We start from the raw sequence: 26,482 nt of genomic DNA, 5'->3' as shown, positions 1-26,482 counted from the left end.
TATATTGTTTTTCAAGAATTTTTTTCAAAAAATTTGAATTTATTCTTCATTTTCTTTAGAAACGGTAACTTTGTATATTTTTCGGTCATTCCATAACATATTAATCAATGTATTCACTAAAAGGAGGAGCCAAGCAAAACTTAGACTGAATGAAAGAATTTCAAAAGCTGTTAGTGTTAAATAGTGAACAGGATGCCAAAGAAAATATGAAAACAAGATAAGTCCGACGATAATATAAGACATTTGATAAAGACTCTTTCCAGCTTTAGGCAAAAACCATTGAATCCCTAAAATAGACAATGCCATAAAAAATACAATAAGTTGAGCAGCCACATCATGAGCGATGTGCATCCATCCTGCATTATTCGGTATCAATCCAACTAATGCAATCGAAAATGCACATAAAGTAAGTAACACCTGAAGTATTGTTTGTCTAAGATGTGTGCCGTATTTTTCTCGAATAGAAACAAAAATATAATCTACCAGCGCAATGAACAGCGCAGCAGACACAATCAATGTCAAGTTAAATTGCCAACTAGAGTGTGAGGCTTCTGTTCCTAATAGACTAAAATTCCGCTGCCACCAGTATTGATTACCATTTGTTGCCATGCTTGACACTAAACCGCCCACGGAAACCATCAATAACATATTAACCATCATATTAATTGAAAAAGTGTCAACAACAAAAATCATCACATAGTTAAGAATTCCTGAAAAAATAGCAAAGATTAGTGTTGAAGTAAATAAACCAAAATTTACACCGTAAAAAATTTGTCCTAAAAACCAAAATAATGCCATCAGAGCTAGTGTTACGATGATTAATATTGATACTGTCACTGTGACAAAAGTCCTCCAATAAATCCGTTTGGTCATTTGACGATAAAAACTTTTTCTACGACTGAAATAGGCAGAGATAAAAGTAAAAATCGCTAGGGCATTCGCTATTACAATCACTGCTGTCGCAATAGATTCATTTCCAGACAAAGGAATCACATGAGGATGGTTAAAAAAGAAAGCAAGCGCAATAAAAATCAATGTTGCAAAAATCGTAGGTACAATAAACCAAGTAGGTGCATAGTCTGATTTTTTACTAGTTAATCGCCGGACGGTGAAACTGTCTGCTGCTATATCAATCACTTCAATTTCCTCGTCAATTGATAAATCAAGTTTGTCATAAAGTTCTTGTGGAAGATGAATTTTTTTCATCAATTTATTTTACTCCTTCTTTCTCTTGTTCTTCTTCATCTAACCAGGTGATGTGAAGTCTATAATCTCCGATTTTTAAGTCATTTTGTGCAAGTTGATAGTTGATTTTTACTAATTTTTCTTGAATATTAACTGACAAATTTTCTGTCAGCACTGACAGACTTCCCAAGCCTTCGTAAGTCATTTCACTAGGAAAATCTTCATGAAAACGCATAGTTACAGGCTTGTCAGTAAATCTTGTCATTGTAAGTTCTTGTTCATCAAATTTGAGAAGTACCTTTTCTTCTGCTTCATTCTTGTAAATTAATACTGTTTTTCCTGCAATTCTTTTTAGTTCGCCATTGTAAGTTTCTTTGATTATTTCTTCGTGCTTATCAATTTTTATCTGATTTCTTATTGTGATTTTCATAACTTATATTTTACTATAATTTACCCCATAATCATAGCTGTTCATTTTTACTTAGGATGTTTTTGATGTGTCTGTAAGAAATGGTATTTTAATTTAAAATGGGTTATAATTAGAGAAAATGAGCTGTCAAAGAGATTAGCTTTCTGTCAGTAAATTTTCGTATTGGCAGATTATAAAATTTGTTTCTCTTGACTCTATTTCAAATTTTTGATTAGTGATAATTATAAGCAACTCAACTCATCACAATAAATAGGAGGTCCGTTTTGGAAAAGGTTTTTCGTGACCCAGTACATAATTATATTAATGTAAATAGTCCGATTATTTCTGCTTTAATTGATACTGCAGAATTTCAACGGTTACGTCGAATTAAACAACTTGGTACATCGAGTTTCACGTTTCATGGTGCTGAACATACTCGCTTTTCCCATTGTTTAGGCGTTTACCACATTGCTAAAAAAATCACTGATTATTTCAGTATGAATTTTCCTCTTGAATGGAATCCTGATGAAAATTTGTTGACTCAGTGTGCTGCACTTTTACATGATGTAGGTCATGGTGCATATTCTCATACTTTTGAAGGTTTGTTTGGAACTGACCATGAAGCTGTAACACGTGAGATTATTACCTCTGAAGAAACGGAAGTCAATGCTATCTTACGACAAGTTTCACCTGACTTTCCTGAAAAAGTAGCTTCTGTAATCTCTCACGAGTATGCTAATCCTCAAGTTGTTCAGCTTATTTCCAGTCAGATTGATGCTGACCGGATGGACTATCTTCTACGCGATGCTTATTATACTGGTGCGGTTTATGGACAATTTGACTTAACCCGAATTCTACGAGTTATGGTACCTACCGAAAATGGTATTGCCTTTAAGTATTCTGGAATGCACGCTGTGGAGGACTACATTGTCAGTCGCTATCAAATGTATATGCAAGTTTATTTTCACGCTGCTTCGCGCTCAATGGAAGTTCTACTCCAAAAAATGTTAGCACGAGCAAAATTTTTGTATGCGCAATGTCCCGATTATTTTGCAACAAGTAGTCCTTGCCTTGTTCCTTTCTTTGAAAAAAATCATAACCTGAAAAACTATCTTCGTCTTGATGATGGCGTGATGAATACTTATTTTCAAACTTGGATGGAGCACGAAGATAAGATTTTATCAGATTTAGCAACAGCTTATATCAATCGTCATCTACTTAAATCTATCAAATTCGATCGCAATTCTATTAAAGAAAATGAGCTTGATGTTCTAAGTCAACTTGTCAATGAAGCAGGTTTTGATCCAGCTTACTATACGGGTATCCATAGTAATTATGATTTACCTTATGATTTTTATCGTCCAAGTTCAAGCAAACCTCGCACCCAAATTGAGATTTTGCAAAAGGATGGAGAATTAACGGAACTTTCCATGCTTTCTCCATTAATTCAAAGTTTAACTGGAACAATCCATGGTAATAGTCGCTTCTACTTCCCAAAAGTCATGTTGGAAAATCCCGAATTCACAAAACATATCAAAAACGATACTTTTGTTAGCACTAATGGTGTCATCAGTACTATTTTAGATTAAAAATACATCATTAAAATTATGTAAAATATAGAAAGAGATAAATTTATGATTAAACTTGTAGCAATTGACCTTGACGGAACTCTCCTCAATCCTAATCGGCAAATTACTGATGAAGTGAAATTAGCTGTCGCTAAAGCAAAAGAAGTCGGTGTCAAAATTGTTATTACAACTGGACGTCCTCTACCTGGTGTTACTGATATTCTCAAAACTTTAGGCTTGACTGAACAAAGTGACTATGTTATCACATATAATGGCGCTCTAGTTCAAAGAGCAACTGGTGAGGAGTTTATCAAAGAAACATTGGCTGCTGAGGATTGGCTTGACCTTGATGCTGCTGCTAGAAAAATTGGATTACCAATTCATGCCATCACCCGAAAGGGAATTTATACACCTAATAGAGACCTCGGAAAATACACTGTTCATGAAGCTCAAATGGTTAATATGCCTCTTTATTTCCGTCAACCAGAAGAAATCGCGGCACTAGAAATTGCAAAAGTTATGATGGTTGATGAACCCGAAGCTCTGGATGATGGTATCGCCTACCTCCCATTTGAATTTTTTGAACGATACAACATGGTAAAGTCGACGCCTTATTACCTTGAATTTATGAATAAAAAAGCAAGTAAAGGCTCTGCTGTAAAGCATTTAGCTGAGAAACTTTATCTTGATTTGGATGAAATTATGGCAATTGGTGATGAAGAAAATGACCGTTCTATGCTTGAAGTTGCTGGACATCCAGTAGTCATGGAAAATGGTAAAGCTGAACTCAAAAAAATTGCAAAACATATCACTAAGTCAAATGCAGAATCTGGGGTAGCTCACGCTATCAATGAATGGGTGCTTAAAGATTATAACTAATCGTAAACATTTGTAAACCAAAAGCATGACCTTTCTCTCAAAAAATTTTACAATAGGGATATACAGGATAATCTGATACATATAAATTTGGAGGTGTAAAATGAAAATTACATTTGATGAAAAGACAGCTGATAAAATCAGAGCACTCGGAGATGTTGAACTTGTTTTTGATTTCGACCATACTCTGAGTGAAAAAAATACGGAAGTTGATGCTTGTGCCGGTGGTATTTCACGCTATCGGATTGTTGCCGTTGAAAAAGGAAATGTCCCTAAAGAATTTGATGCACATATTGATTCAGAGTTTGGTCCTATCTACTATAAAGGATATGGTTCTTACTTCTTTCACGATAATATGACAACGAGTATCAACACTTCTTATAATCTTATTGAACTTAAAAGCCCTGCAGAACTACTTAGTCCCAATCTTCTGATTGTTGATTTTCGTGGTAAAACAAGTGTTACTTATTAAAAAAGACCTTACGGTCTTTTTTTATATCTTATATATCATAAAAGGGATTGGTATTCACTTTACTTTCAATTATTTCAACATCTGTCTCAAAACTACGCATTTTTTCCGCAACTAATGGAATAAAAGCTTTTTCAATATAATGACCGGGATCAATACCTAGAAGTCCTCTAGAAAGCATATCATGACCTGCATGATAATAAATATCCCCTGTTAAATACACATCAGCTCCCTTTTCTTTTGCAATTGGCCAAAATTTACCGCCAGAGCCACCACATAGCGCAAGTCGAGTAATTTTTTCCAGCATATCATGATGATAAGTTACTATCCTCAGCCGTTCAAGATTGAAGACCGTTTTCACTTTTTCTGTCAGTGCTGACAGAGTTGTCAGCGGAAGATTCCCAATGCGTCCAACACCTTCATCATCATCTAGAACTTCAATATCTGTCATCCCTAAAAGTTCACAAAAATAATCGTTCAATCCACCTTTAACGACATCAATATTAGTGTGACTTGTATAGACTGCAATCCCTGAACTTACCAAATCTAAAACAAGTTTCTGCTGCTCATCAAGCGTAGTCAAAGCTTCCAAAGCTCTAAAAATCAACGGATGCTTCGCAAAAATTACATCGACTCCTAAATCAATCGCCTCTTGAACCGTTTGCTCTCTAATATCTAGTGTCACAAGAACTTTTTTAACCTCTTTATCAGGATTACCCACTTGTAATCCTACAGGATCACCCTCTACTGCAAGTTCTTTTGGACAAAACAACTCATATTTTGCTATAAAATCTGCTAATTTCATTTGAGTATCTCCTCAATTTTTTGTTTTTGTTCTTGGAGTTCAACACGTTTTATAACTTGTTCTTCAGGCAATCTTTTCAGTATTTTATTTAAAGTATCTCGTTCTTTTTCCCATTTTTTACAAAAAATGTCTGATTTCTCAAGTAGTAATTTAGGACCAAAAATCAATTCCTTCACTGACAGTCTTCCGTCAGTACTGACAGAATTTTCAGTAAAACAATCAGTAGACTCTGCTACAATAATTTCATAAAATTTACCCGCTTCTAGCAGAATTTTTTCATCAACTATCTTAAATCCCTGATTATCAAGCCATTGGCGTAAGGTATCTTCATGATTATTAGGTTGTAAAATCAATCGTTTTACTTGTTTTAACTTTTTTATGTCAGCACCCAAAATTTCAGAAATTAAAATCCCCCCCATCCCTGCGATGACAATATTATCAATTTGGTCATCTTTTTCTATTGCAGCAAGTCCATTTGCTAATCTTACATCTATTTTATTATGTAAATTTATATCATTAATGTGATTCTTGGCGATATTAAACGGACCCTCAACAACTTCTCCAGCGACTGCAAAATCAATCGTTCCCTCTTGTACCAAATAAGCCGGTAGATAGGCATGGTCAGAACCAATATCTGCAACTCTTGCCCCTTTTGACACAAAATCAGCGACTGATTGAAGTCGCTGTGATAATCTAATTTCATTCATTCTCTAAATACTTCTTTCCAAACTTACAATACTCTAACACTGGACATTCTGAACACTTCGGTTTTTTAGCTGTGCAGTGATAACGACCAAAAAATATAAGATGATGATGTGCTTGAACCCACTTCTCCTCTGGGATAAACTTCATTAACTTTTCTTCAACTTCTACTACTGTCGCTTTTTGGGGAACAATATCTAATCTTTTAGATACGCGCTCAACATGAGTATCAACTGCAATCCCAGGTACACCATAAGCTTCTGCGAGGACAACATTAGCAGTCTTACGCCCGACACCAGGCAAAGTTTGCAGAATTTTTTTATCTTTTGGAAGATTTGGTAATAAGTCACCAAACTCTTCTGTCAATATCTGAGCAGTTTTTAAGATATTTTTAGCCTTTGTTTTATAAAGGCCGATGGTTCTGATATATGACTCAATATCAGAAATATCCGCTTGTGCCATTGTTTGAGCATCTGGATAAGCTGCAAAAAGTGCAGGAGTAGCCTTGTTCACTCCTTTATCTGTCGCTTGGGCAGATAGGATTGTTGCAATAAGCAATTGAAAAGGGGTTTCCCAAACTAACTCTCCATGTGCATCTGGAAACATATTTTCAATGATTTCTAAGGCTTCTAAATATTTTTTCTTACTTAACATAATTTTTATTCCGTAATCAGTTATTCCAAGGACCATCCATTGGAATATAAAAATCTTTCTGTGGCGTCATTTTTCTAGATTCTTGACGTTCAATCTGACGATTTTCTACTGCTTGAACAGAGTGAATCCCCTCATTTTTCCAATTTCGCAGAATCGCCTTGATGTAGTTTAACGAAACTTTCCGATTTAAGACTGCCTCACGAAGTGCTTGTTTAATTAAAGCAAATTCATAATTATCCTCAAATAGCCATGCCCGTAATTCTTCCATCTGGACTGGAGAAATCACCCCCATTTCAGCTTCAAATAGACTGATTAGCTCTTTGAGTGTCCCTTCAATTTCTTCATTCGCATTTGTACTACTATCTGAGTTAAGGAGTTCATCCAAATGTTTAAAAGCTGGACTGACATCAAAAAAAGTCTCCATTTCACCGTCAATCTCTATCAAAGTTACTTTCATAGCTCCAAATTTCGCCAAACGGTCAATCGCGTGATTAATTTCCGCAGGTGTACTCCCAATTTTTGAAGCAATTTCGCTTGGAGCAACGTCACTATTTTCAAAAAAATAAAGCCAAACCAAAAAATCAGAGCTAGAAGGAAAAAGCTTATTGAAATGTGTCAAGAGTGCGCTCGGCAAAACCAAGTGTCCTTTGCTATATTCTTCATAATAATTCATTTTATATTGTTATGCTCCTCTTTGCTCATAAGTTACTTTAATCACCTGGTATATCCCAATCTTTTACCTTTATTTGATAAACTTTGGCATATACCAACCTGTTGTTTGTTATCCTACTGGGATACAAATCAATTAATTAAGTTTTGGAACAACTCTATTATAGCATTTCAGAGGATTTTTTTGTACTTCATAATATAATAAAAAACATCAGAGGTTTCTGATGCTTTAGTGTTGTTGATAGACAACTTTTCCTGAGCAAATCGTAAATTTTACTTGCCCTTTAACTTTTTGATGGCTGAAAGGTGAGTTTGTCGCTTTAGAATCAAAGTATTCTGGCACCGTGAAGTCATGATGAGCATCAAAAATTGTCAGGTCAGCTGAAGCATTTTCTGCCAGATAACCTGCATCAAAATGATAAAGTTGCGCTGGATTGATTGTCATTTTTGCAAGTAAATCTGATAAGCTAAGATGACCAGGTGCTACTAGATGAGTCAAACCAAGCTGCAACGAAGTTTCCAAACCAATCATTCCACTTGGCGCTTTTGCTAGCTCAACAGCTTTTTCTTCATGGGTATGTGGCGCATGATCGGTTGCAATGACATCAATAGTCCCGTCTCGCAAACCTTCAATGATTTTTGCAATATCCTCGTTACGACGCAGAGGTGGATTGAGCTTAGCATTTGTTCCTTGCTCCAATACCGCCTGCTCTGTGATTGAGAAGTGCTGTGGTGTCACTTCTGCAGTCACTTTCGCCCCCAACTTTTTAGCAAAACGAACAACTTCGACAGATTCGGCTGTTGATAAATGTTGAACATGAAGGCGAGCATTAGTATCATAAGCAATCATGACATCACGCGCCACCATACTGTATTCAGAAACTGCAGGTGCACCCGTAAAACCGCATTGATGAGCGACCGCACCATCGTTTACTCCCAGAGTTCCGATAAGATTTGGATCTTCTTCATGAATGGAAATTAAACTGTCAGTTTCTAAAGCTTTTGTCAGTGCTGACCGTAATACACCAGCGTTTGTCAAAGGGATACCGTCATCAGAAAAACCAACAGCACCTACTGACAGAAGTTGGTCGAAGTCTGTCAGTTGCTGACCATCAAAATCCTGTGTAATCGATGCAACAGCTCTTATATGAATGGATTCCTGACTAGCAATTTCTAAGGTTTCACGGAGAATTTCAGCCGTTGACAGCACAGGTTTTGTATTTGCCATCATGACAACCGTGGTAAAACCTCCAGCCGCAGCGGATTTGGCACCTGTATGAATTGTTTCCTTATGCGTTTGTCCAGGTTCTCTAAAATGAACGTGAATATCAATCAGCCCCGGCGATACAACCAATCCTGTTGCATCAATAATCTCATCAATTTTAATCCCTTCAACTGACAAACTCTTCCCGATTTTTACAATTTTTTTATCTTGAATTAAAACATCACAAACACAATCTAGTCTAGTTTTTGGGTCAATGACACGCCCGTTTTTAATCAACAAATACATGACTTCTCCTCTTACTCTTTTCTGTCAGTACTGACAGAAATACTGTCAGTATTTTTTGCGTCATCTCATCCCGTTTGACTTTACGCAGCTACTTCTTTACTCAAAGGTAAATCAATCTCTTATAGTTAATCTAATACTTTTCTAACAAAAATTAAAAATAAGTCCGCAAAGCGATTATTCGCTCACGTCCAACCAAGTTTCTTGATTTTCTTTAAATTTCTTGAGCAAGGCAAGTTCATGGGAAGTAACATAGCCCGTTTCTTGAGCAATTTCAATCAATTCAGAGTAGTTGGTAAGTGTCGCCAATTTAACACCAGCTTCGGCAAATTTTATACTTGCTTTTTCCAATTCGTAGGTAAAAATTGCAACTACTCCGAGGACATCTGCCCCTTCTCGTTCAGCTGCAGCAACTGCTTCCAAGACTGAGCCTCCCGTAGAAATTAAATCTTCAACAACAACCATTTTTTGCCCCCTAGCTACACGTCCTTCAACTTGATGACCTGCGCCGTGGTCTTTGGGTTTGCTCCGAATATAAGCAAAAGGAAGTTTCAAATAATCCGCAATAATTGCCCCATGCGGAATGCCAGCTGTCGCCGTACCTGCAATGACTTCAACTTCTGGAAATTCTGACTTGATCAAGTCTGCAAAGCCTTTTTCAATCTGTGTCCGTACCTCTGGATAAGCAAGTGTAACACGATTGTCCGTATAAATTGGCGATTGAATACCAGAAGCCCAAGTAAAAGGTTGACTTGGTGACAAACTAACGGCCTTGATTTTTAATAAATCAGCTGCAATATTCTTTGACAATGACATAGAAAATTAACTCCTTTTAGTAAGAGATGAGAATATTTAATACTGTTATACTTATTTTGCGTTAATACAACTTGCGCTTGACACAATGCATAAAAGTTGGTGTTTAAAGCATAACGAATAAAAAAATGAACTCAATTAATTGTGTAGTGTTATAACAAAAAAACTTGCAGAAACACTGCAAGTTTTGAAAAATTTTGTAAAAGTTTTCTGTCAGTATACTGACAGCTTATTGTATAAGCCGATAAAGCGCTCGTTCAATACAAATCAAGCCATATTGAACGGACAGACTTTTTGTCAGTACTGACAGATGATTATTCTACACCTGTTCTCAACCTTGCTAGTCTCTCTGGACTATCCTAGGACTTCCCGTCACTAGAACAGGGCAATCTCACAGCAAGCTGCAAAAACCAACCCTAAATTAAAAGTTTTATTAGAACGATTCTATCAAAGATCAGACAAATTTGCAAGTCTTATTCTAACTCTTCTAGTAGTTCCATCGCTTCAAGAAGCATAAGCTCAGCTTCATCTTTTTGCTCAGTCAATGTATCAATACTTGCCTGAAGTTCTCCAAGCTTTACAAAGTCTTCCGAATTTTCATGCATCTGCACCAGTAACTCTTTTATCGTAAACTCTATTCTTTCTAAAGTTTCTTCCGCATTTGCAACATCTCGTTCAATTTTGCGTCGGTTTTTTTGCGCTTCTTTTTGTGCTGCAAAGTCTTGCTGACTCGCTGATTCAACAAACTCTCGCCCCCTAACGCTTCCCTTGCAAACTCAATTTCTTCTTTCTTTTCCAAGTAATAATCATAGTCGCCCAAAAACTCCATACTCCCCTCGGCTGAGAGTTCAATCACTTTTGTTGCTACACGATTAATGAAATAACGGTCATGCGAGACAAATAAAATCGTGCCTGCAAAGTCAATCAAAGCATTTTCAAGCACCTCACGCGAATCAATATCCAAGTGGTTTGTTGGTTCATCCAAAATCAAAAAATTATCATGGTTCATCGCCAATTTTGCTAATAATAAACGTGCTTTTTCACCTCCAGACAGCATTCCTACCGTCTTTTTCACGTCTTCACCAGAGAATAAAAAATTTCCTAACATATTGCGAATCTCGACCTCATTAAGAAGACGATGTTCATTCCACAACTCGTCAAGCACCGTATTAGATGAAGTTAAACGTCCTTGCTCTTGATCGTAGTAGCCCAGTAGCACATTTGCACCAAGTTTGGACTCACCCGAAATAAAAGGAATTTGACCAATAATGGATTTAATAAGTGTTGTTTTCCCAATCCCATTTGGGCCAACAATAGCAATCGCTTCTCCTTTACGTTCATCAAGGTTAATTGACTTTGAAAGTACCTTATCAGGATAACCAATCGTGGCATTTGTCACTGTCAGAACCACATTACCTGAAGATTTTTCGGGAATAAAAGTAACGTGTGCAGACTTTTCATCTCCAGAAGGAGAGTCCAGACGCTCCATTTTTTCCAATCTTTTCCGACGAGATTGCGCCATTTTTGTCGTTGAAGCACGTGCAAGATTGCGTGCTACGTAATCCTCTAACTTCGCAATTTCTTTTTGTTGTTTTTCAAAATTTTTAAGTTCAGAAAGTAACTTTTCTTCACGAAGTTCAACATATTTTGAATAATTTCCAACAAAACGAGTCAACTCACCTCTGGATAGTTCTAAAACTTCATTCACGACTTTATCCAAAAAATATCGATCGTGACTAACAATCAAAAGACTTCCGTCATAATTTTTTAAATAATTTTCCAACCAAGCCAGCGTTTCAATATCCAAATGGTTCGTTGGTTCATCTAAAATTAACAACTGCGGCTTTTCCAAAAGCATTTTTGCTAAAGCAAGGCGTGTTTTTTGTCCCCAGATAAGCTTGAAATTTTTCTATCCCACATTGATTCATCAAAGCGAAAACCATTCAATACTGCCTTTATCTCTGCCTCATAGGTAAAACCATTTAAAACTCGAAATTCTTCTGAGAGATGGTCATATCGTGCCATAAGAACTGCTAAATCGTCAGACTCTAGTTCTCCCATCTGCATTTCCATCTGACGAAGCTGTTTTTCCATCTGACGTATTTTTTCAAAAACTGTCAGCATCTCATCAAAAATAGTTAAATCCGAGTTTAGTCCCGTATCCTGTGCAAGATAGTTCATCGACAAATCTCTAACTTTTGAAATCATTCCTGAACTCGGCTCCTCAACTCCAGCAATAATTTTTAATAAAGTAGATTTTCCAGCACCATTTCGTCCAACCAAAGCCATACGCGACTTATCTTGCAAACTAAAATTAATATCTTTAAATAAAACATCGCCACCAAAAGTACGAGCGATGCCATTTCCTTGTAGTAAAATCATAATTCTATTTAAACCTCTTCATAAAACGATGTCCTTTAACTTTTTGAAGTATGCGAATTTCATTTTAAAATCCAGTAGGATTTTATATCACCATTGTTCATTTATTGTCGTTTATTCACGACGGATTAGCTCTACTTCTATTTTTAGCTGTTAGGCATTCATGTTTATTATATCATTTCAAATCGGCTTTTGGTACTCTTTTTCTAACTCATCATTGAAGAAGCGATTACTTCATCAATAATTACAATTCTCCTTCTTTTCAATATTGAGATATGAACAAAGGCAAAGCTAGACTTTTGCAAAATTGAAATAGACTTACTCGTATTGGTAAGTCTACTTTACTCATTTCCTCATGCTCAGGCTAGAACCATTCTTGATTTCAAGGCAACTCTACGTACTTCCGTAGGAATAAAGCTACGAATTTTTTCTTTATTATAGCCTATCAGCAATCGTCTTTCATCCAAAATGAGTGGTCTTCTCAAAAATCTTGGCTCTCTTTGGATTAAAGCGATAGCTTCATCTAAGTGCAAATTTCCAAAATCATAAACAACTTCCAAGTATTTCTTGCTTCGACTAGAAATAATATCTTCAAAACCATTTTCTGATAAGGATAACATCTTGATTAAATCCTCCTTACTCAGCAAATTTGGTGATAATTTAATTTCTCTAAACTTGATACCATGACTTTGTAACCATTTTCTTGCTTTTCTACACGATGTGCAAGAATTACTGAGATAAAGTTTAATCATATTTTCTCCTTAACTAAATACTCGCCAAGCCCTGAAAGCCTTTGTTTCTATCATAATTCCATTTTATCATTAAAAGAATACATTTGAAAACGTTTTAAATATCACAGGATGATTTGACTTTATACTATATTTCATATAATATAGTATTATAAACGATATAGAAAGGAAATCTATGGAAATTCAAATCCCAAGTCTTTTACTTGACGGCACCGTTTTAGCCTTACTTAATCAAGAAGACCTTTATGGTTACATTATCACTAAAAATGTCCAAGAACGGCTTCCTATAAGCGAATCAACAATGTATCCTGTACTCCGCCGTCTCAGGAAAAATGAATTACTTGAAACCTATGATATCCCTTTTGAAGGAAGAATGAGACGTTATTACAGAATCACTTCCGATGGAAAAGATGAACTCAAAAAAATTACAGAAGATTGGAAGAACTTTCGACAAATTATTGATGAAATGTTAGGAGAAAAAGATGAATAACTATCTTAATGAGGTTCAAAAGCACCTTACGGGTATTCCTCAAAAAGAATCTATTGAACTTTTGGAGTACTATGAAGAATATTTTCTTGATGCAAACCTCACTTTAGAACAAGTCTCAGCAAAATATGGAACACCAAAGAAATTCGCTCAAGCACTTAAAATGACCTATTTCCTAGAACAGGATGCTGAAAATAGTACATCTGTTCAGCCTCAAAACACCAAACATAGATTGCAATTGGTTTGGTTGATTGTTCTCGGACTCTTCGCTTCACCGCTGTTGCTTCCTGTCGCTTTAAGTCTTTTTCTTGTTTTATTCGCTTGCTGCATTGTGCTTATCGCCTTATTATTCTCTTACTATATTGCAGTAATTGCCCTGATTTTAAGTGGATTTTTTACTCTGATTTCTGCCTTTGGAATTCTCGCACAAAGTTTGGTAACTTTCATCTTCTTCACAGGGATTGCTTTTGTTGCTATCGGTCTTGGATTTATTTTTGCTCCATTGACACTCAAACTTACCCATGTTTTGTTTAATTTATTCATGAAACTTATCAAATGGATTGGGTACAAATTAACAAGAAAATCGAATATTAAGATGAGGGGAGCAATTTGATGAAATTTAAAAATCTTATGATAGCTGGTGCTGTACTTTTGGTTTTAGGTTGTGCACTCGGACTTATCGGATTCGGGATGGGAGCGTCTAGAAGTATTGTCTGGAAAAATGGTCATCCACAACTTAGTAAGATGGTAGTCACTCATCAAGCTCTCAATTCTTCTGTAGAAAATCTTAAAATTAATGCATCAGATGTCAATGTGTCATTTAGAGAAGGTTCTGAATTTAAAGTTGAGTCACACCTTCTTGAACGTAATACAGTGATTACTTCTCAAGGAAAAAGTGCGGTCATTCAGACAAAATCAACTAGCTCTGAAGGTTCAACTTTATTTAGGGCTCCAACTTTGTCTTTTGGTTCTGCTCAGAAAGAAACGTTAATCATCACACTTCCCGACAAAAATCAGATTAAATCTTTACAATTACAACTTTCTGATACAACAATAACACTAGAACATTTTTCTTTGAAAAATTTTTCAGGTCAGTTTCGTGATACTAAGCTGACTGCTCGTCATTTGTCAGTAGCTTCTCCTGCAGCACTTAACTTCTCAGATAGTCATCTTGAGATTTCAGACAGTCAATTTTCAACCCTTACTTCCAAAGGGAGAGACTCTCAGCTCGTACTGACCGACTTACAGACTGACATCTTTAATGTCAGTGCCAATGATTCTGCTTTTGATACAAGTGCACTTACTGTCAAAAGAGCTGGCACATGGACACTTAATGACAGCAGGCTCACATTAAATTATCCTAAAGTAGCTGGTCTGATGATTGACGGACAAGATAGCAGTCTCCATGTGAATCATCAGCGCCAAAGTTTTCCCTTTACTGATGGTAATTTGAATCAGTCCCTTAAAATTTCTGTCAGTGATAGTCAGATTAATTTGAATCACTAATTAATTACAGAAAAAGTTGTCAGTATGCTGACAGCTTTTTTATACTTCATTTATATTATTTATTCTTCTGACAACACATTGTCAGCGCTGACAATATCGGTCATAATTCACTTCTGTTATTTTTGGTTGATAATTTCACAAACTTTTGGTAAAATTATCACAAAAGAAACAGATTTAACTTTTGAAACAAAAATTTAAGATGAAATGTGTCAAAATACACATTTTATACGGAGAAAAAAATGACTGACACTAAATTTAGTAAAACTTTGCCAAAAGCAACCGCAAAACGTCTTCCTCAATACTATCGTTTATTTAAAAATTTGGTTGAAGAAAACATCACACGGACTAATTCGCAGTTGATTTCTGAAAAAATTGGTGTGGATGCTGCAACAATTCGCCGAGACTTCTCTCTTTTCGGTGAACTTGGGCGCCGTGGTTATGGCTATGAAACACAAGTATTACGTGACTTTTTCGGCGAATTACTTGGGCAAGATCAAGAAACACATCTAGCACTGATTGGAGTGGGAAATCTCGGACGAGCATTGCTCCACTACCACTTCCAAGAACGCAATAAAATGAGAATTACTCAGGCCTATGACATTTCTGGAAATCCATTAGTGGGTACACAGACAGATGATGGTATTCCAGTCTTTAATATTTCCGATTTAGAGAGAAATGTAAAAAAATCAGATATCAAAACTGCCATTCTTTCTGTTAGAAAAGAAGACGCTCAGGAAGTCGTTGATATTTTGATTAAAGCTGGTATCAAAGGAATCCTAAATTTCGCTCCTATTCGCCTTCGCGTCCCATCAGATGTTGTCGTTCAATCTATTGATCTCACTAAAGAACTTCAAACTTTGCTTTTCTTCATGAATGACAATAAATAAAAATAGACAAACTGTAAAAAAGAATCACCAATAGAGTGATTCTTTTTTGTTAAACCAATTAAAAAATATAGACATAAAGCTAACAAATGTCCATTTTTAAACTTTGAACCTTGATTAACTATTCAACTTTTGAGTTATCATTCTTATTTATCCCTTCAATATTTCCATCAGGATTAGCCCTAAACTCGTTAATCTTAGTTTTAGTACTATTTGCAACTCCTCCATTTTGAAACGAAATATAATCAATCTTGAATACATTTGCATAAATTAGATTGCTTTTAGAGTATGCATCTACATCGCACACTCATTCTATCTAAAAATCACACAAATGTCTAAGTTCCATAATTTCCGTAAATGATAAAAAAACAGCTCTATTGAACTGTTTTTTAACTTAAAACTGTTGACAGAAATCAATCATTCTCTCCTACTCCTCAAATAGCTACCAAGAGCCTATTAATCCCTTAAGAGCCAGTCTAATGTCACATTTCCCATATCTGCAATTTGGATAAGATAACTTAGTGATGGAACAAATTGATTGTTTTCCATTTCATCAATAGTATAAACTGATAGACTTGGAGAAAGTTTTTCACCAAATTCTTCTTTTGAGTATTTCAAAGTATAGCGAATACGTCTTATTTTTACGCCAAACTTTACTGGAACTTTTGAGTCTAAAAATCCTAAGTCTTCAAATGAATTCTTAGTTCTTTCTTCTCTATCATGTTGCTTTGCCATCGTATTCAAGCTTCTGTTTTCTCTAACAATCCCCTCCAATGCTTTTTCAACTTTTTCCAAAAAATCATCCCCAGCTTTTTTTCTAAAAAACAAAACGTCAGCCACTATCGTTCCTGGATAATCTATTTTTTCTGAAAGCTTTAAAATTGGAATTCTATAACGCTGGATGACTTTCTTAATCGCTTTTATTCGTTCATTGATTTCTTTTTGTTTTTCCAGATTGCCCATAAATCTCTGACTCCTTTATCACTCCTATCACTTCTTTTCTAACACAAAACTCAAAGTAAATTTAAAAAAAGAATAGGAACCATTAAAAGTAACACAATAGGAATAAGAGTTTGCATCGGATTATTAATAATAGCCGCTGCAATCTTCATCCCTAAAACAGTAATTGACGAATAACTAGGACCAGTATATATTTCACTAGATAACTTAGATGCCATCCTACTCATACCCAAAGCCTTTAAGTCTTGATTATTTAGTTGACTTATTGACTCTTTTTTCACCAAATCTCCCTGAACAACACGACGAAATTGAGTGCCCATTCCACCTTCACAACGAATGAGAGTAATCACCGCCTCACCTCCCCTATCTTGTGGCTGTTCAATATATTGTGTTTCTGTCTCCTTAACGACCTGATTTGTTGTAACTTTATAAACATAAACATTTTTGAAATCTGAGGCATAAATCACATCTCCCTTTTTTAATTTATTGATTTTTCCCAAAAGAACTGGACTTGACTCTCCCTTGTTATTAGGAATATTATGTGCAAGCAAAACATAATTTCCCTTTCCCAACTGTTGCTGAACACTATACGTAGCTGCACCATTTAATAAATTATCATTATTCATCCCAGCCAATATTGGAAGATTAATTTGTTGACTAGGAATCACTATTTTCCCTACACCCCAATCATTGACCGTCTGATTAAAATTTATCTTAGCCTCAGCATAATTTCCGATCCCAACAGATGTGACATCTGACTCTGTATAATTAGCACGATTAATCTTATCCAAATTATAATTCGAGAGCTGTTCTGTTTTTCCTACATCAATACTATTCATCTGCCTCTGATGTTGAATCTGTGTGTAACCATAAATGGCAAATCCCAAAACTCCAACCATCACGATAATTAGCGTGATAAAAAGGATTTTGACTGCTTTAAATAATCTACGCAACCTTTTTTCTGAAGTTTCTATATTCCCATGATTCATCATCTTAACTGCTTGGTTATATTGACCTTTTAATACACGGTATAAAATCAAAATAACAATAAATAAAAGGGCACAAAGACTCAGTGAAGCAATAACCACCTTAGTATAGCTGAACAAATCTCTATGAGTTACTTTTGCTTTTTGGGCTTTACTATATGGGATACGAACTCCATTTACCAAAAGACGATAAGTATTGATTCCTGGCGGAGTACAAGTAACCAAAGTAACCATATCTTTACCAGGAATAATCTTGACTTTATCTACCTGAGAAGGGAGAACTTCATCCATAGATTGAATCTGATAGGCCAATTTTTTCTTTAAAACATTAATATAAAAAATATCTCCTACCTGAAGATTTCGTACATTTGTGAATAATACCTGATTTTGTAACCCAGAGTGTCCTGCAATAACAGCACGGGTATTCTTTCCTCCAATCGGAACTGATGAAGGCTGAAAATGCCCCAATCCATCATTCAAAGTCAACTCATTCGTACCATGAAAAACAGGCATATTTTTAATATCAATCGCTGGAATATCTAGTGTTGCCATAACTCCATCAAGATTAATTGTGTTTTTATACTTAATATTAGGATAAGGTGCGATTTCACCTTGCTGCTGAGCAAAAATATTATCATTATATTCTTGAGCATCCTTTAATTTCTGTTCAATATCTGATTTAGAAATTTTTTCTAATCGATTATCATAATGAGCAACAGCTGTTGAACGCTGTTGATTCGCAAAATAATCTCCTACAATAGGATACACTAATGCACCAATACCAACAAAAATAAAGACAATTGCGGCAATTAACAATACTGGAATTTTTTTCTTTCTCATCGTTCCCCTCTTTCTTGTGGTAATGAATAAAATAATTACAAATATTATCTCATTCATTACCACAAGAAGAATTTCTTCCTGTGATAACCGTTAATATAGAATTCAACAATAAAAACTTGTTAAAAAAGATAGATAAAAAGGAGAAAGAAATAGTAAGAGTATTATCATCAGAGCACGCAAATTTTTAAAATTAATCATGACACTTGTCCTACTCTTCCTCCTTTTTATCATTATTTAGTGTAATGTTCAGATTTGATTATAAATACACCATATAATCCTGCACAAATCACTATGACTAAAGCAATATAAATAGGATATAAAGAACTTTCACTTCCAGAAGTTTGCGGAATGTTACTTATCTCTTTATTTCTTAAAGGTGTTGTTTCTTTTTGAGCAGATATGACACTAGATTTTGGATAGAGATAAACGTGATTCAAAAACTGACCATTTTGTAGAGTCATTGGAAGTTGAACGATAACAGGAGCTGCAGGATTCTGAACCCCTGCTCCTTGAAGTTCTGTTACTCTATAGATTCCTGCTGGAAGCGTAATCGTTGCTTGTCCCTCATCATCTGTAGTAATCACTTGAGAATGATTGTTAGGAGCAATTTCAAACGGTACATTCTCATCATTACTTGGGATGACTTCATCAATCTGATACTGAACCCCTGACATTATTGTTAAATCATTTCCCGATGAATCTTTAGCTTCATTAGCTCCCAAAATCGAACCTGTTGGCTGTTTCGGCAAATTAGAATTTTGAAGCTGTGATTCAGAAAGTTTATATTTCACAATTGTCAATGACGTATCAGGAATTGATGTGTCTGCAAAGGTCAAGTTTTTAGAGACAAAACTGAAAAAGAGAAACGAAATGAATAGGAATATTTTAAAAGCAGTTGAAATTTTTATTTTATTCAATAACATCATTTTCCTCTCCTTTCTTTCTCTTGTTTTGGATGAGGTATCCTGCACCTACCGTAATCAGTCCTACAAGTCCTAAACTACTTGCTACGATTAATGGCACTTGATTTGAACCATCACCTCCTGTGCTAGGAAGAATGGTTTGTGGACTATCACCTGCAAATGCTACTGTAACACCATTATTTGATGATGAAACCGTAACAGGAATTGGTTTTTTCAAAAGTTCATATCCTGCAGGAGCTTTTGTTTCTACAAGAGTATAATCTCCATACCAAACATTACTAAAATGAATTTGACCGTATTGGTCTGTTGTTGCAGTTCCTACTGTTTTTCCGCTCGCATCAACCAAATCAAAGACTGCACCAGCCAAAGGATTTCCCTTAGTCAAATGATAATTAGAGTCAATATCTGGTTTTCCATCACTATCTGTATCCACAGTTGTACCTGTTTCAAATTTAAGCAAGTATACATCACCTGTATAGTTTTCCATTGCAACCCCAACTTTGATTGGTTCAATAACTTGGGAAGTATTTTCTTGATAAGCAAAGGAATTCCAAGCTGCCCGATTTGTTGGATTGCTTGTAGGGTCTCCTGACACATTAGTTGCAAGAGCATTTGTTTCTCCTGCTGAGATAAGTTGAGCCACTGTTGGAGCTTGCATCGTGAAAGTATAAATCAAATTAGAAATATTACTCCACGTATCCCCAGTGTTTTGTTTAATCATATAGCTATGAATTTGAGACCAATCCGTTACTTGACTAGCAGTTTGCCAATTAGCTGTCTGAACTCCACTCGGATCTGTCAATTGAGTCGTTGTATCAGGATAGACCACATTAGCCGTTAAATCTGAACGAGATGGATTCTTAGCTGTAGAATAATAAACTGTAACATGACTATTCCAAGAACTAGGTAAACTAATAGGTCCCGTCAAAATAGGAGTAAATTGAGAACCTCGAGCAGCATTGTCCGTAATCCCTAAATCTCCCACAGATGGAAGTACATCTACAAAGACAAAGTTCGTAAGTGTCTGATTTGGATTACGTGTAGTTAATGCTATTTTATAATTAATTATCCCACCAGGTGAAACATGACCAAAGGTAGAATATCCTGAATCCAAATTCCCCTGTACTTGCTTTTGAACATTTAAACCATAGTTACTCAATACCGTATATTGATTGCCTGATTTAACCAACTTATCTGTACTGCTACCATTATTATTGATATCTGCTGTTTTTGCAATATCATCTGAACCGTTATCTATCAACAAGAACGAATCCGTTATTTTGCTTGGAGCAGTAGGAACTGTAAGGTTTGTATCACTTGATGACCCAAAAGTATAGAGTTGGATAGGGGAGGAGGCTGTACTGTCTATGTTTACATTAAAGCCGTACCATAGAGCTTGGCCTGGTTGTAAAATACTATCACTTGTCCAACTAATTAAAATTTGTTCCTGCCCTGTACTGTTATAATTTGTAGAAAGTATTTTAACAGTACCATTAGCATTATTTCCATCTGTCGTTGCGCTATCCCATGAGTTACCAATCGCACTCTTTAGCTGATAGCTAGGATTTGCCGTGTTAATTGTTACACCCTTAGGTAAGATAACCACTGCTGTAAATGGGCCGTTCATATTTGAAGTTGATGTGTTGATATTTCCAAAATTACCTGTCACACGATTAGCCCCTAGATTTACCACCCCATTATTATTTGTGTCGAAACTAATCTTGGAAGTTGCCACTGGAGGACTCGGCACTGGACGAGCAACTATTTCTGCTGTTCTTGCTCCAACAGCATTACTAGGGTTTGTAGAATTAGATGTAGTATCAATGGTTACTGGTTGACCTGCAGCGTTATAACCCGATATTTTATAAACCACAGTATTTGTGACTTTCCCCACATAACCACTTTGTATCGTGAAATTTAATGCCATATTACTCGCATACATTCCTGCGGGAGCATAATTGTAGTTATATCTCACATTAGAAACATGGCTATCTTGAGGTAATCCCAATTGAGTAAAGATTGCACTCATCTGGTAAGTTGTTAAATCTGTCGCATTAGTGACTGCTTTGTATTCTGTCCCATTTACTGTAATATAAATATCCATATTAGGATGCTGCGCACCAACCATAGCCGTGCTCGGGTTGTTAGCTGCATCGTAAGCTAAGACATAACTTGGAACATACAAAGAACTTAAGTTCAAATGTGGGTCGATTGAATAGTAAGCCACATATGAAGTCATATCTTTAGTTTGACTATTAGCCGCATTATCTCGAATATTAAAAGCTGTCGCCCAAGTTTGATCATTATAAAGCGTTGGATCTGGATTTGATCCTTGAGTCCACTGTGTTTGATAAAAACCAGCAGCTGCATTTGCACCATGTTGCAACGCCCAAATATTTCCTGAAGGTACTTCTGGAGCAGACGGATCGCTTAATCCCATACTAACCGATGCTGATGAAGTATTTGTTACGGGGGTTCCATTCAGGTCTGTCGCAGTTGCTTTCACACTATTAGTCAGTTTTGAGAAATTAGTTGTGCTAGATATCATCGTTTTTACATTGATTGTCTTATTATATAAATCTCCTGTTGCTGCTTGTTGTTGAGCAATGGTTGGTGCTCCAAAAGTCCAAGTAACTGTATTATTCGAAGCATTATACACACCACCAGAATCATCACTAACATAAGTCAATCCATCTGGAAGAGTGTCTACCACTACAATATTAGATCCTTCTTTAAGATACAATAAACCCGTTGTTTTATTAATATCTGCAACTTTAATCTGCCAATTAATGAGGTCATTGGTTGCAGGAGGACGTGAGATAGTTTTACCACTTGAATCTGTAATTGAAGCCGCTGTTTTAGATGTACTGATTGTATTAGATGCAGTAACTGTCACTGATGCATTGTCGGTTGCATTTCCATCAAAATTATCTGCAGTAAACTTAGCAGCTAATGTTAGTGACGTTCCATTCGGAGTAGAACCATTAGTCGTTGCTACTTTTAAGACCAAAGAATAATCTAATCCAGAACTAACCGTCCCTAAATTATAGGTTAAAGTATTAGTTGTAGTATCATAAACAGGTGTTACTCCATTAATCGCAATACTATTTAAAGGCATATTGGTAGTATCTAAACTAAAACCTGTTGGAACATTGACTGTTAATTTAGCATTATTATACGTCGTATTAATCCCTGTTACTTTGAAATCCATACGATATAGGGCATCTTGCCCAGATAATGTAGAACTCATCATACTCGAGACATTAACATCTACGTTCAATGTTCCTACAGCAAATACATTAGCGGCTGGAAACAGTGCTGTAAAAAGAAGTATCAACATTCCTACAAAAGTACCTACTTTTTTCTTCACTTCTGCTGTCTCCTTTCTCTAAAAATTATGCTTCCTTTGATTGACGTTTTTTACGCGCTACAATAATCGCTGTACCAATACCAATTGAACCAAGTGCAAGAGTTACGAGTAATACTTGTCCTGCTCCACCTGTAAATGGTAAATCTGTTGATTTTTGGTCTGCGACTGTTAATTCTATTGTTGAATCATTCGATGTTGTGTCATTAACTGTCACTTTTTGCGGAGTTTTTAAAAGTTCATATCCTGTTGGAGCTTTTGTTTCAACAACCCAGTAATCAGATTGAACAGTGTCTCCATCTGAAAGTTCTCCTGGGTCAATGATTCCATTACTGTTGCTGTCTGTCCAGTCAAGAATACCATTGCCGTTGCCGTCATTAAAGACCAAAGGTAATCCATCAAAAGCTGCGTGTCCATTACTATCAGATGTAGAGGTCAAGAAACTTACACCACTTGGTAATGTATCTGCTGTTGTATAAGAATTACCATCAGATGCAAGATATTTTCCTGCATTTGCATTATCTTCACTCGTGGCAATCATGAATTCAGCACCAGCAAGTTCAGCTTTAGTGGAAGCATCTTCTTTTACAATATCAAAACCGCCATCAAAATATTTAGGCGTTTCTCCTGGTGGTGGAGTAACATCAGTAGGTGGGACTGGAGGGGTAACTGGAGGGGTAACCGGTGGTGTTACTGGGGGATTAACTGGAGGGGTTGTTGGAGTTGCTGCTTCTGTAGGGGTTTGATAAGTTGCTGTGAAGTTATTTTCAATGACCCCATCCCAATTTGCATCAACCTTAGTGTTAACAACCGCACGAATTTGAGGTGTGCCGCCTGCTGTTTTTGAAGCTGCTACTTTAGCAAGTCCTGATTCTGTTAATTCGAATGTAAGGGTTGTTTTACCCGTAGTTGCATAAGTATAGTCGCTAGATTCTAAATCAACCCATGCACCAGAGGCATCTTGATATTGCATTTTTTGTGAGTTGACCGTTAGTTGATTAGACATCTGGTCAGTAATTGTATATAGGCTTGAAGGAGCTAAATCAGCTACTGTAAGAGCCGTGCTTGAACCATTCGAGTAAATAGGCACACCACCTGCTGCTGCAAAAGCATCTGATGCTGAATAATAAAGTGGATCTCCTGCTTTGATTGCAACCGTTACAGGAGTACCATCCGCGTAGTAAACAGCATTTCCAGCTTTATCTCGTACTTGCAAAGAAGTATCTTTCGTTGCTGTTGAATAAAGACCTGCAGGAATATCTGTTTTTAGATACCAGTTAAAGTTATTTCCTGCTACTAATGAATCTGTTTTACCATCCTCTGTTCCAACATTTTTGACGGGATGAATATCGTCAATAATTTGGTTTTTAGGTTGAGCTTGGACATCATAAATAAGTCCTGATTGTGTTCCGCGATTTGTTTGTGGAATATAAGCAAAGAAAGGTGCAGCTGGACTCACAACTGTAACAGGTTTCCCTGTTGTAGGATCAATAGCTCCTGAATCATCAACCTCTGTCACAAGATAGATTCCATCATTGTCAGTGCCTGTTCCTAAATCAAATTTGACTTTACCGTCTGAACCTGTTGTTCCTGTTTGTGCTGTAAAGCTAGAATCAATCGTATAGTCTGTTCCTTCATGTTGAAGTGCAGGATTAACTAATTGTGCACCGTCTTTTACTGGCAAAACACGTTGAATTTTAAACTCAACTCCTTGAAGTAATGGAAGATTTACTGTACCGCCAGTTCCATCTCCATTAATGCCAGATTGGTTAGCTTCCGTAATTTGATATTTGGTAATAGTCAATGAACGGTCGCTTGTAGAATCTGCGACGGGATTAGTGGAAAGATTTGAGGCACTGTCCGTCGTAGCATATGCCTGAAATGCTGGTACTGCAGCTCCGCTCGCAAGAATAAGAATTGTAGAACTAGCCATCATTCTTGAAAAAATTGCTTGCTTAAGTGTTTTTTTCATTTAATTTTCTCCAATAAATAATTAATCAAAATTTAATCAAAATTTGATTTTAGCAATGAATTGTTTTTGTGAAATAATTTTTTCACTCATCTTGTATGTTGTTTCTTTCTCTGCCTATTTCTCCTTTCTATTCCTTGTGTAGTAGACATTCGCCTTTCTTCTTCTTTTTTTATTACTCTTTCAAGAAAACCATAATTTTTCTGAAAGCAAAAACTCTAGGGTATAATAGAGTTAGTCTTAAAAACCATTTAAAAATAAATAATCGTCACAAATTCCGAATCTATGAATTCTAATTTTTTCACAATTTTAATTATTGATTTCTTATATATCTTTTGCAAAACTGTTGACATATTTATAAATTGTTATATAATGTATTTGTAAGGTAGTAATAAGCATTACTGTTTTTATCTTATGTTTTTATATTTTCTTTCAGAAAAATTATGGCTTTTCGTATAAATATTTGATATAAAACTCTAATTAAATTAGCCTTTTTGCTATTTTCATACGCTAAATAAGTTTTATTTTGTTAATAAAAAAACCTCTCGAAGATACGAGAGGTTTTTTATTGTGCTTTATTTTTATTTTTTACTTGATTTGTACTCAATATTGGCTTTTCTAAAGTCATTTTTTAGATTTGGGTACTGCTTTTTAATCACGCTTGCAGAAATATAATAGAAAACGATAACCAAAATCAATAAAATGATGGTTATCAAAGATAAAAGCGCAGATAAAATAATTTCATTTGGAGATATAAAAAGTAAAATCATGAGTGGAATAGATACAACATTATAGACATAATATAAAATAGGTGCAGTGTAACAGATTTTTGGTACTTCTGCTCGCTTATAGTTAAGATGTGTGATTACCGCAAAAATAAATATAAATGTTCCAACAACATTTATCTTAATTCCTACCAGAGTAAAGAGATAGAGTATGATTAATGTTGAAGGGAGGATAATACTATTTATCCATGACTGATAAGGAGCAATTTGTGTTTTGTACCGTTGCTTGGGTGTTGTTTCCATATTTTCTCCACAATTAGTGACTTAACTCAGCAAAAGCTAGATCATTCATTTACTGACTGAAATGATAGCGTTGTTCTACTATTCTACGCTCTCGATGAATGAATTGGCGCAATTCTTCTTCGTTATATCCTATTTGGAGTTTGTGGTCTTTAATTGCAATTGGACTTTTTAATAAATAATGATGTTCCAACAAAAAGTCAAGCATTTCCGGCACAGTATATTTATCAATTGCTTGATTCAAAAGTTTATTAAGGCTTGGATTTTTTATTTTTGATCTTATGATATCTGAAAATCCTTGATCTGTTAAATATAAAATATTAAGCAATTCTTTTTGGGTCAGAGAGCCAAAGGTTAATAGCTGATATTCCATTTGATGCATCTGAAACCACTTTTCTAATTTTCTGACAGTGGCACTTTTTCTTCCTACTGAATAATAGACTTTTATCACTTCGTCGCTCATATATTAACTACTCACTCTTCTATAGGTGATTCATATTCTCCATTTTTAACAATACGTTATCTTATGATTACGTTAATTTTACATATTTCTTATCGTTTTTGCAAGTTTTTTAGATGTTGTTTCTGATAGAATCTAAGCTATTTTTACTATAAAAGCCTATATTACTTGTTCTTAAAGTGATACTTTAACGACTTCAGTGATTTTTATTTTATAAGTTTTTTATAGAATCTTGATATTTTTATTTGAAATAGTACAAATCATTTATATTTCTTTTTGTGAGCTTATGT

At 35.5% G+C, this 26,482-nt stretch carries 24 protein-coding genes and 1 pseudogene; 7 read left to right on the top strand and 18 right to left on the bottom strand.

Annotation, left to right across the window (positions count from 1 at the left end):
• Window positions 1–39: 39 nt before the first annotated feature.
• Together D7I46_RS03480 and D7I46_RS03475 are read right to left on the bottom strand one after the other, a co-directional pair.
• A complete protein-coding gene (locus D7I46_RS03480; protein WP_120771617.1) occupies window positions 40–1,206 on the bottom strand; it encodes a DUF998 domain-containing protein in 1,167 nt (388 codons plus the stop codon).
• Between the two features lie 4 nt (window positions 1,207–1,210).
• Window positions 1,211–1,615: a YwiB family protein gene (locus D7I46_RS03475; protein WP_120771616.1), complete on the bottom strand. Its 405-nt coding sequence runs from the start codon at window positions 1,613–1,615 to the stop codon at window positions 1,211–1,213.
• A gap of 263 nt (window positions 1,616–1,878) precedes the next feature.
• On the opposite strand from D7I46_RS03475, the gene D7I46_RS03470 reads away from it, so the two are divergent.
• The 3 genes from D7I46_RS03470 to D7I46_RS03460 all read left to right on the top strand — a co-directional run bounded on the left by D7I46_RS03470 (window position 1,879) and on the right by D7I46_RS03460 (window position 4,510).
• Window positions 1,879–3,183, top strand: coding sequence for an HD domain-containing protein (locus tag D7I46_RS03470; RefSeq protein ID WP_120771615.1), 1,305 nt, complete (start codon window positions 1,879–1,881; stop codon window positions 3,181–3,183).
• A gap of 45 nt (window positions 3,184–3,228) precedes the next feature.
• Window positions 3,229–4,041 carry a sugar-phosphatase gene (yidA, locus tag D7I46_RS03465; protein ID WP_120771614.1) on the top strand — a complete coding sequence of 271 codons (813 nt, stop codon included), beginning with the start codon at window positions 3,229–3,231 and terminating at the stop codon, window positions 4,039–4,041.
• 100 nt (window positions 4,042–4,141) lie between these two features.
• Entirely contained in the window at window positions 4,142–4,510 is a 369-nt protein-coding gene (locus D7I46_RS03460) for an iron-sulfur cluster biosynthesis family protein (RefSeq protein WP_120771613.1), read from the top strand.
• Window positions 4,511–4,538: 28 nt separating this feature from the next.
• Here the strand turns inward: D7I46_RS03460 and D7I46_RS03455 are convergent, their stop codons facing one another.
• The 9 genes and pseudogenes from D7I46_RS03455 to D7I46_RS03420 all read right to left on the bottom strand — a co-directional run bounded on the left by D7I46_RS03455 (window position 4,539) and on the right by D7I46_RS03420 (window position 12,788).
• Window positions 4,539–5,312 carry a Nif3-like dinuclear metal center hexameric protein gene (locus D7I46_RS03455; RefSeq protein WP_120771612.1) on the bottom strand — a complete coding sequence of 258 codons (774 nt, stop codon included), beginning with the start codon at window positions 5,310–5,312 and terminating at the stop codon, window positions 4,539–4,541.
• A complete protein-coding gene (locus D7I46_RS03450; RefSeq protein WP_120771611.1) occupies window positions 5,309–6,019 on the bottom strand; it encodes a tRNA (adenine(22)-N(1))-methyltransferase in 711 nt (236 codons plus the stop codon). Before D7I46_RS03450 ends, D7I46_RS03455 begins: the two co-directional genes overlap by 4 nt.
• Window positions 6,012–6,668, bottom strand: coding sequence for an endonuclease III (gene nth, locus D7I46_RS03445; protein WP_120771610.1), 657 nt, complete (start codon window positions 6,666–6,668; stop codon window positions 6,012–6,014). Before nth ends, D7I46_RS03450 begins: the two co-directional genes overlap by 8 nt.
• A 16-nt stretch (window positions 6,669–6,684) precedes the next feature.
• Entirely contained in the window at window positions 6,685–7,341 is a 657-nt protein-coding gene (locus D7I46_RS03440; protein WP_120771609.1) for a DnaD domain-containing protein, read from the bottom strand.
• A 225-nt stretch (window positions 7,342–7,566) separates the two neighbouring features.
• Window positions 7,567–8,847, bottom strand: a complete 1,281-nt coding sequence (locus tag D7I46_RS03435) for a dihydroorotase (RefSeq protein WP_120771608.1) — start codon at window positions 8,845–8,847, stop codon at window positions 7,567–7,569.
• Window positions 8,848–9,021: 174 nt separating this feature from the next.
• Entirely contained in the window at window positions 9,022–9,660 is a 639-nt protein-coding gene (pyrE, locus tag D7I46_RS03430; protein WP_120771607.1) for an orotate phosphoribosyltransferase, read from the bottom strand.
• A 470-nt stretch (window positions 9,661–10,130) separates the two neighbouring features.
• Entirely contained in the window at window positions 10,131–10,262 is a 132-nt protein-coding gene (locus tag D7I46_RS13830; RefSeq protein ID WP_476737462.1) for a hypothetical protein, read from the bottom strand.
• 96 nt (window positions 10,263–10,358) lie between these two features.
• Window positions 10,359–12,039 (bottom strand): annotated as a pseudogene (locus D7I46_RS03425) (ABC-F family ATP-binding cassette domain-containing protein); the annotation flags it as partial.
• Window positions 12,040–12,395: 356 nt separating this feature from the next.
• A complete protein-coding gene (locus D7I46_RS03420) occupies window positions 12,396–12,788 on the bottom strand; it encodes a Spx/MgsR family RNA polymerase-binding regulatory protein (RefSeq protein ID WP_120771606.1) in 393 nt (130 codons plus the stop codon).
• 172 nt (window positions 12,789–12,960) lie between these two features.
• Here D7I46_RS03420 and D7I46_RS03415 point away from each other — a divergent pair, with 172 nt between their 5' ends.
• From D7I46_RS03415 to D7I46_RS03400, 4 genes are all read left to right on the top strand, one after another.
• On the top strand, window positions 12,961–13,275 hold the full coding sequence (locus tag D7I46_RS03415) for a PadR family transcriptional regulator (RefSeq protein WP_120771605.1): 315 nt from the start codon (window positions 12,961–12,963) through the stop codon (window positions 13,273–13,275).
• Window positions 13,268–13,885, top strand: coding sequence for a DUF1700 domain-containing protein (locus D7I46_RS03410; protein WP_120771604.1), 618 nt, complete (start codon window positions 13,268–13,270; stop codon window positions 13,883–13,885). Before D7I46_RS03415 ends, D7I46_RS03410 begins: the two co-directional genes overlap by 8 nt.
• Window positions 13,885–14,778 carry a DUF4097 family beta strand repeat-containing protein gene (locus D7I46_RS03405; RefSeq protein WP_120771603.1) on the top strand — a complete coding sequence of 298 codons (894 nt, stop codon included), beginning with the start codon at window positions 13,885–13,887 and terminating at the stop codon, window positions 14,776–14,778. The genes D7I46_RS03410 and D7I46_RS03405 overlap by 1 nt, the downstream gene beginning before the upstream one ends.
• Before the next feature lie 239 nt (window positions 14,779–15,017).
• Window positions 15,018–15,665: a redox-sensing transcriptional repressor Rex gene (locus D7I46_RS03400; protein WP_120771602.1), complete on the top strand. Its 648-nt coding sequence runs from the start codon at window positions 15,018–15,020 to the stop codon at window positions 15,663–15,665.
• Window positions 15,666–16,118: 453 nt separating this feature from the next.
• On the opposite strand, the gene D7I46_RS03390 is transcribed toward D7I46_RS03400, so the two are convergent.
• The 7 genes from D7I46_RS03390 to D7I46_RS03360 all read right to left on the bottom strand — a co-directional run bounded on the left by D7I46_RS03390 (window position 16,119) and on the right by D7I46_RS03360 (window position 26,195).
• Window positions 16,119–16,625: a helix-turn-helix domain-containing protein gene (locus D7I46_RS03390; RefSeq protein WP_120771600.1), complete on the bottom strand. Its 507-nt coding sequence runs from the start codon at window positions 16,623–16,625 to the stop codon at window positions 16,119–16,121.
• 50 nt (window positions 16,626–16,675) lie between these two features.
• Window positions 16,676–18,448, bottom strand: coding sequence for a sortase family protein (locus D7I46_RS03385; protein WP_240424484.1), 1,773 nt, complete (start codon window positions 18,446–18,448; stop codon window positions 16,676–16,678).
• A gap of 230 nt (window positions 18,449–18,678) precedes the next feature.
• On the bottom strand, window positions 18,679–19,374 hold the full coding sequence (locus D7I46_RS03380) for a pilin N-terminal domain-containing protein (protein WP_120771598.1): 696 nt from the start codon (window positions 19,372–19,374) through the stop codon (window positions 18,679–18,681).
• On the bottom strand, window positions 19,358–22,741 hold the full coding sequence (locus tag D7I46_RS03375; protein WP_120771597.1) for a prealbumin-like fold domain-containing protein: 3,384 nt from the start codon (window positions 22,739–22,741) through the stop codon (window positions 19,358–19,360). Before D7I46_RS03375 ends, D7I46_RS03380 begins: the two co-directional genes overlap by 17 nt.
• Before the next feature lie 25 nt (window positions 22,742–22,766).
• Window positions 22,767–24,710 (bottom strand): SpaH/EbpB family LPXTG-anchored major pilin, encoded by a 1,944-nt coding sequence (locus tag D7I46_RS13245; RefSeq protein WP_162930825.1) that lies wholly within the window; start codon window positions 24,708–24,710, stop codon window positions 22,767–22,769.
• A gap of 578 nt (window positions 24,711–25,288) precedes the next feature.
• Window positions 25,289–25,735 (bottom strand): hypothetical protein, encoded by a 447-nt coding sequence (locus tag D7I46_RS03365; RefSeq protein ID WP_120771596.1) that lies wholly within the window; start codon window positions 25,733–25,735, stop codon window positions 25,289–25,291.
• A gap of 49 nt (window positions 25,736–25,784) precedes the next feature.
• Window positions 25,785–26,195 carry an ArsC/Spx/MgsR family protein gene (locus D7I46_RS03360; protein ID WP_120771595.1) on the bottom strand — a complete coding sequence of 137 codons (411 nt, stop codon included), beginning with the start codon at window positions 26,193–26,195 and terminating at the stop codon, window positions 25,785–25,787.
• Window positions 26,196–26,482 lie beyond the last annotated feature (287 nt).

This window comes from Lactococcus allomyrinae, from assembly GCF_003627095.1.
GTDB lineage: Bacteria > Bacillota > Bacilli > Lactobacillales > Streptococcaceae > Lactococcus > Lactococcus allomyrinae.
This window is presented reverse-complemented; position numbering and strand designations above follow the sequence as displayed.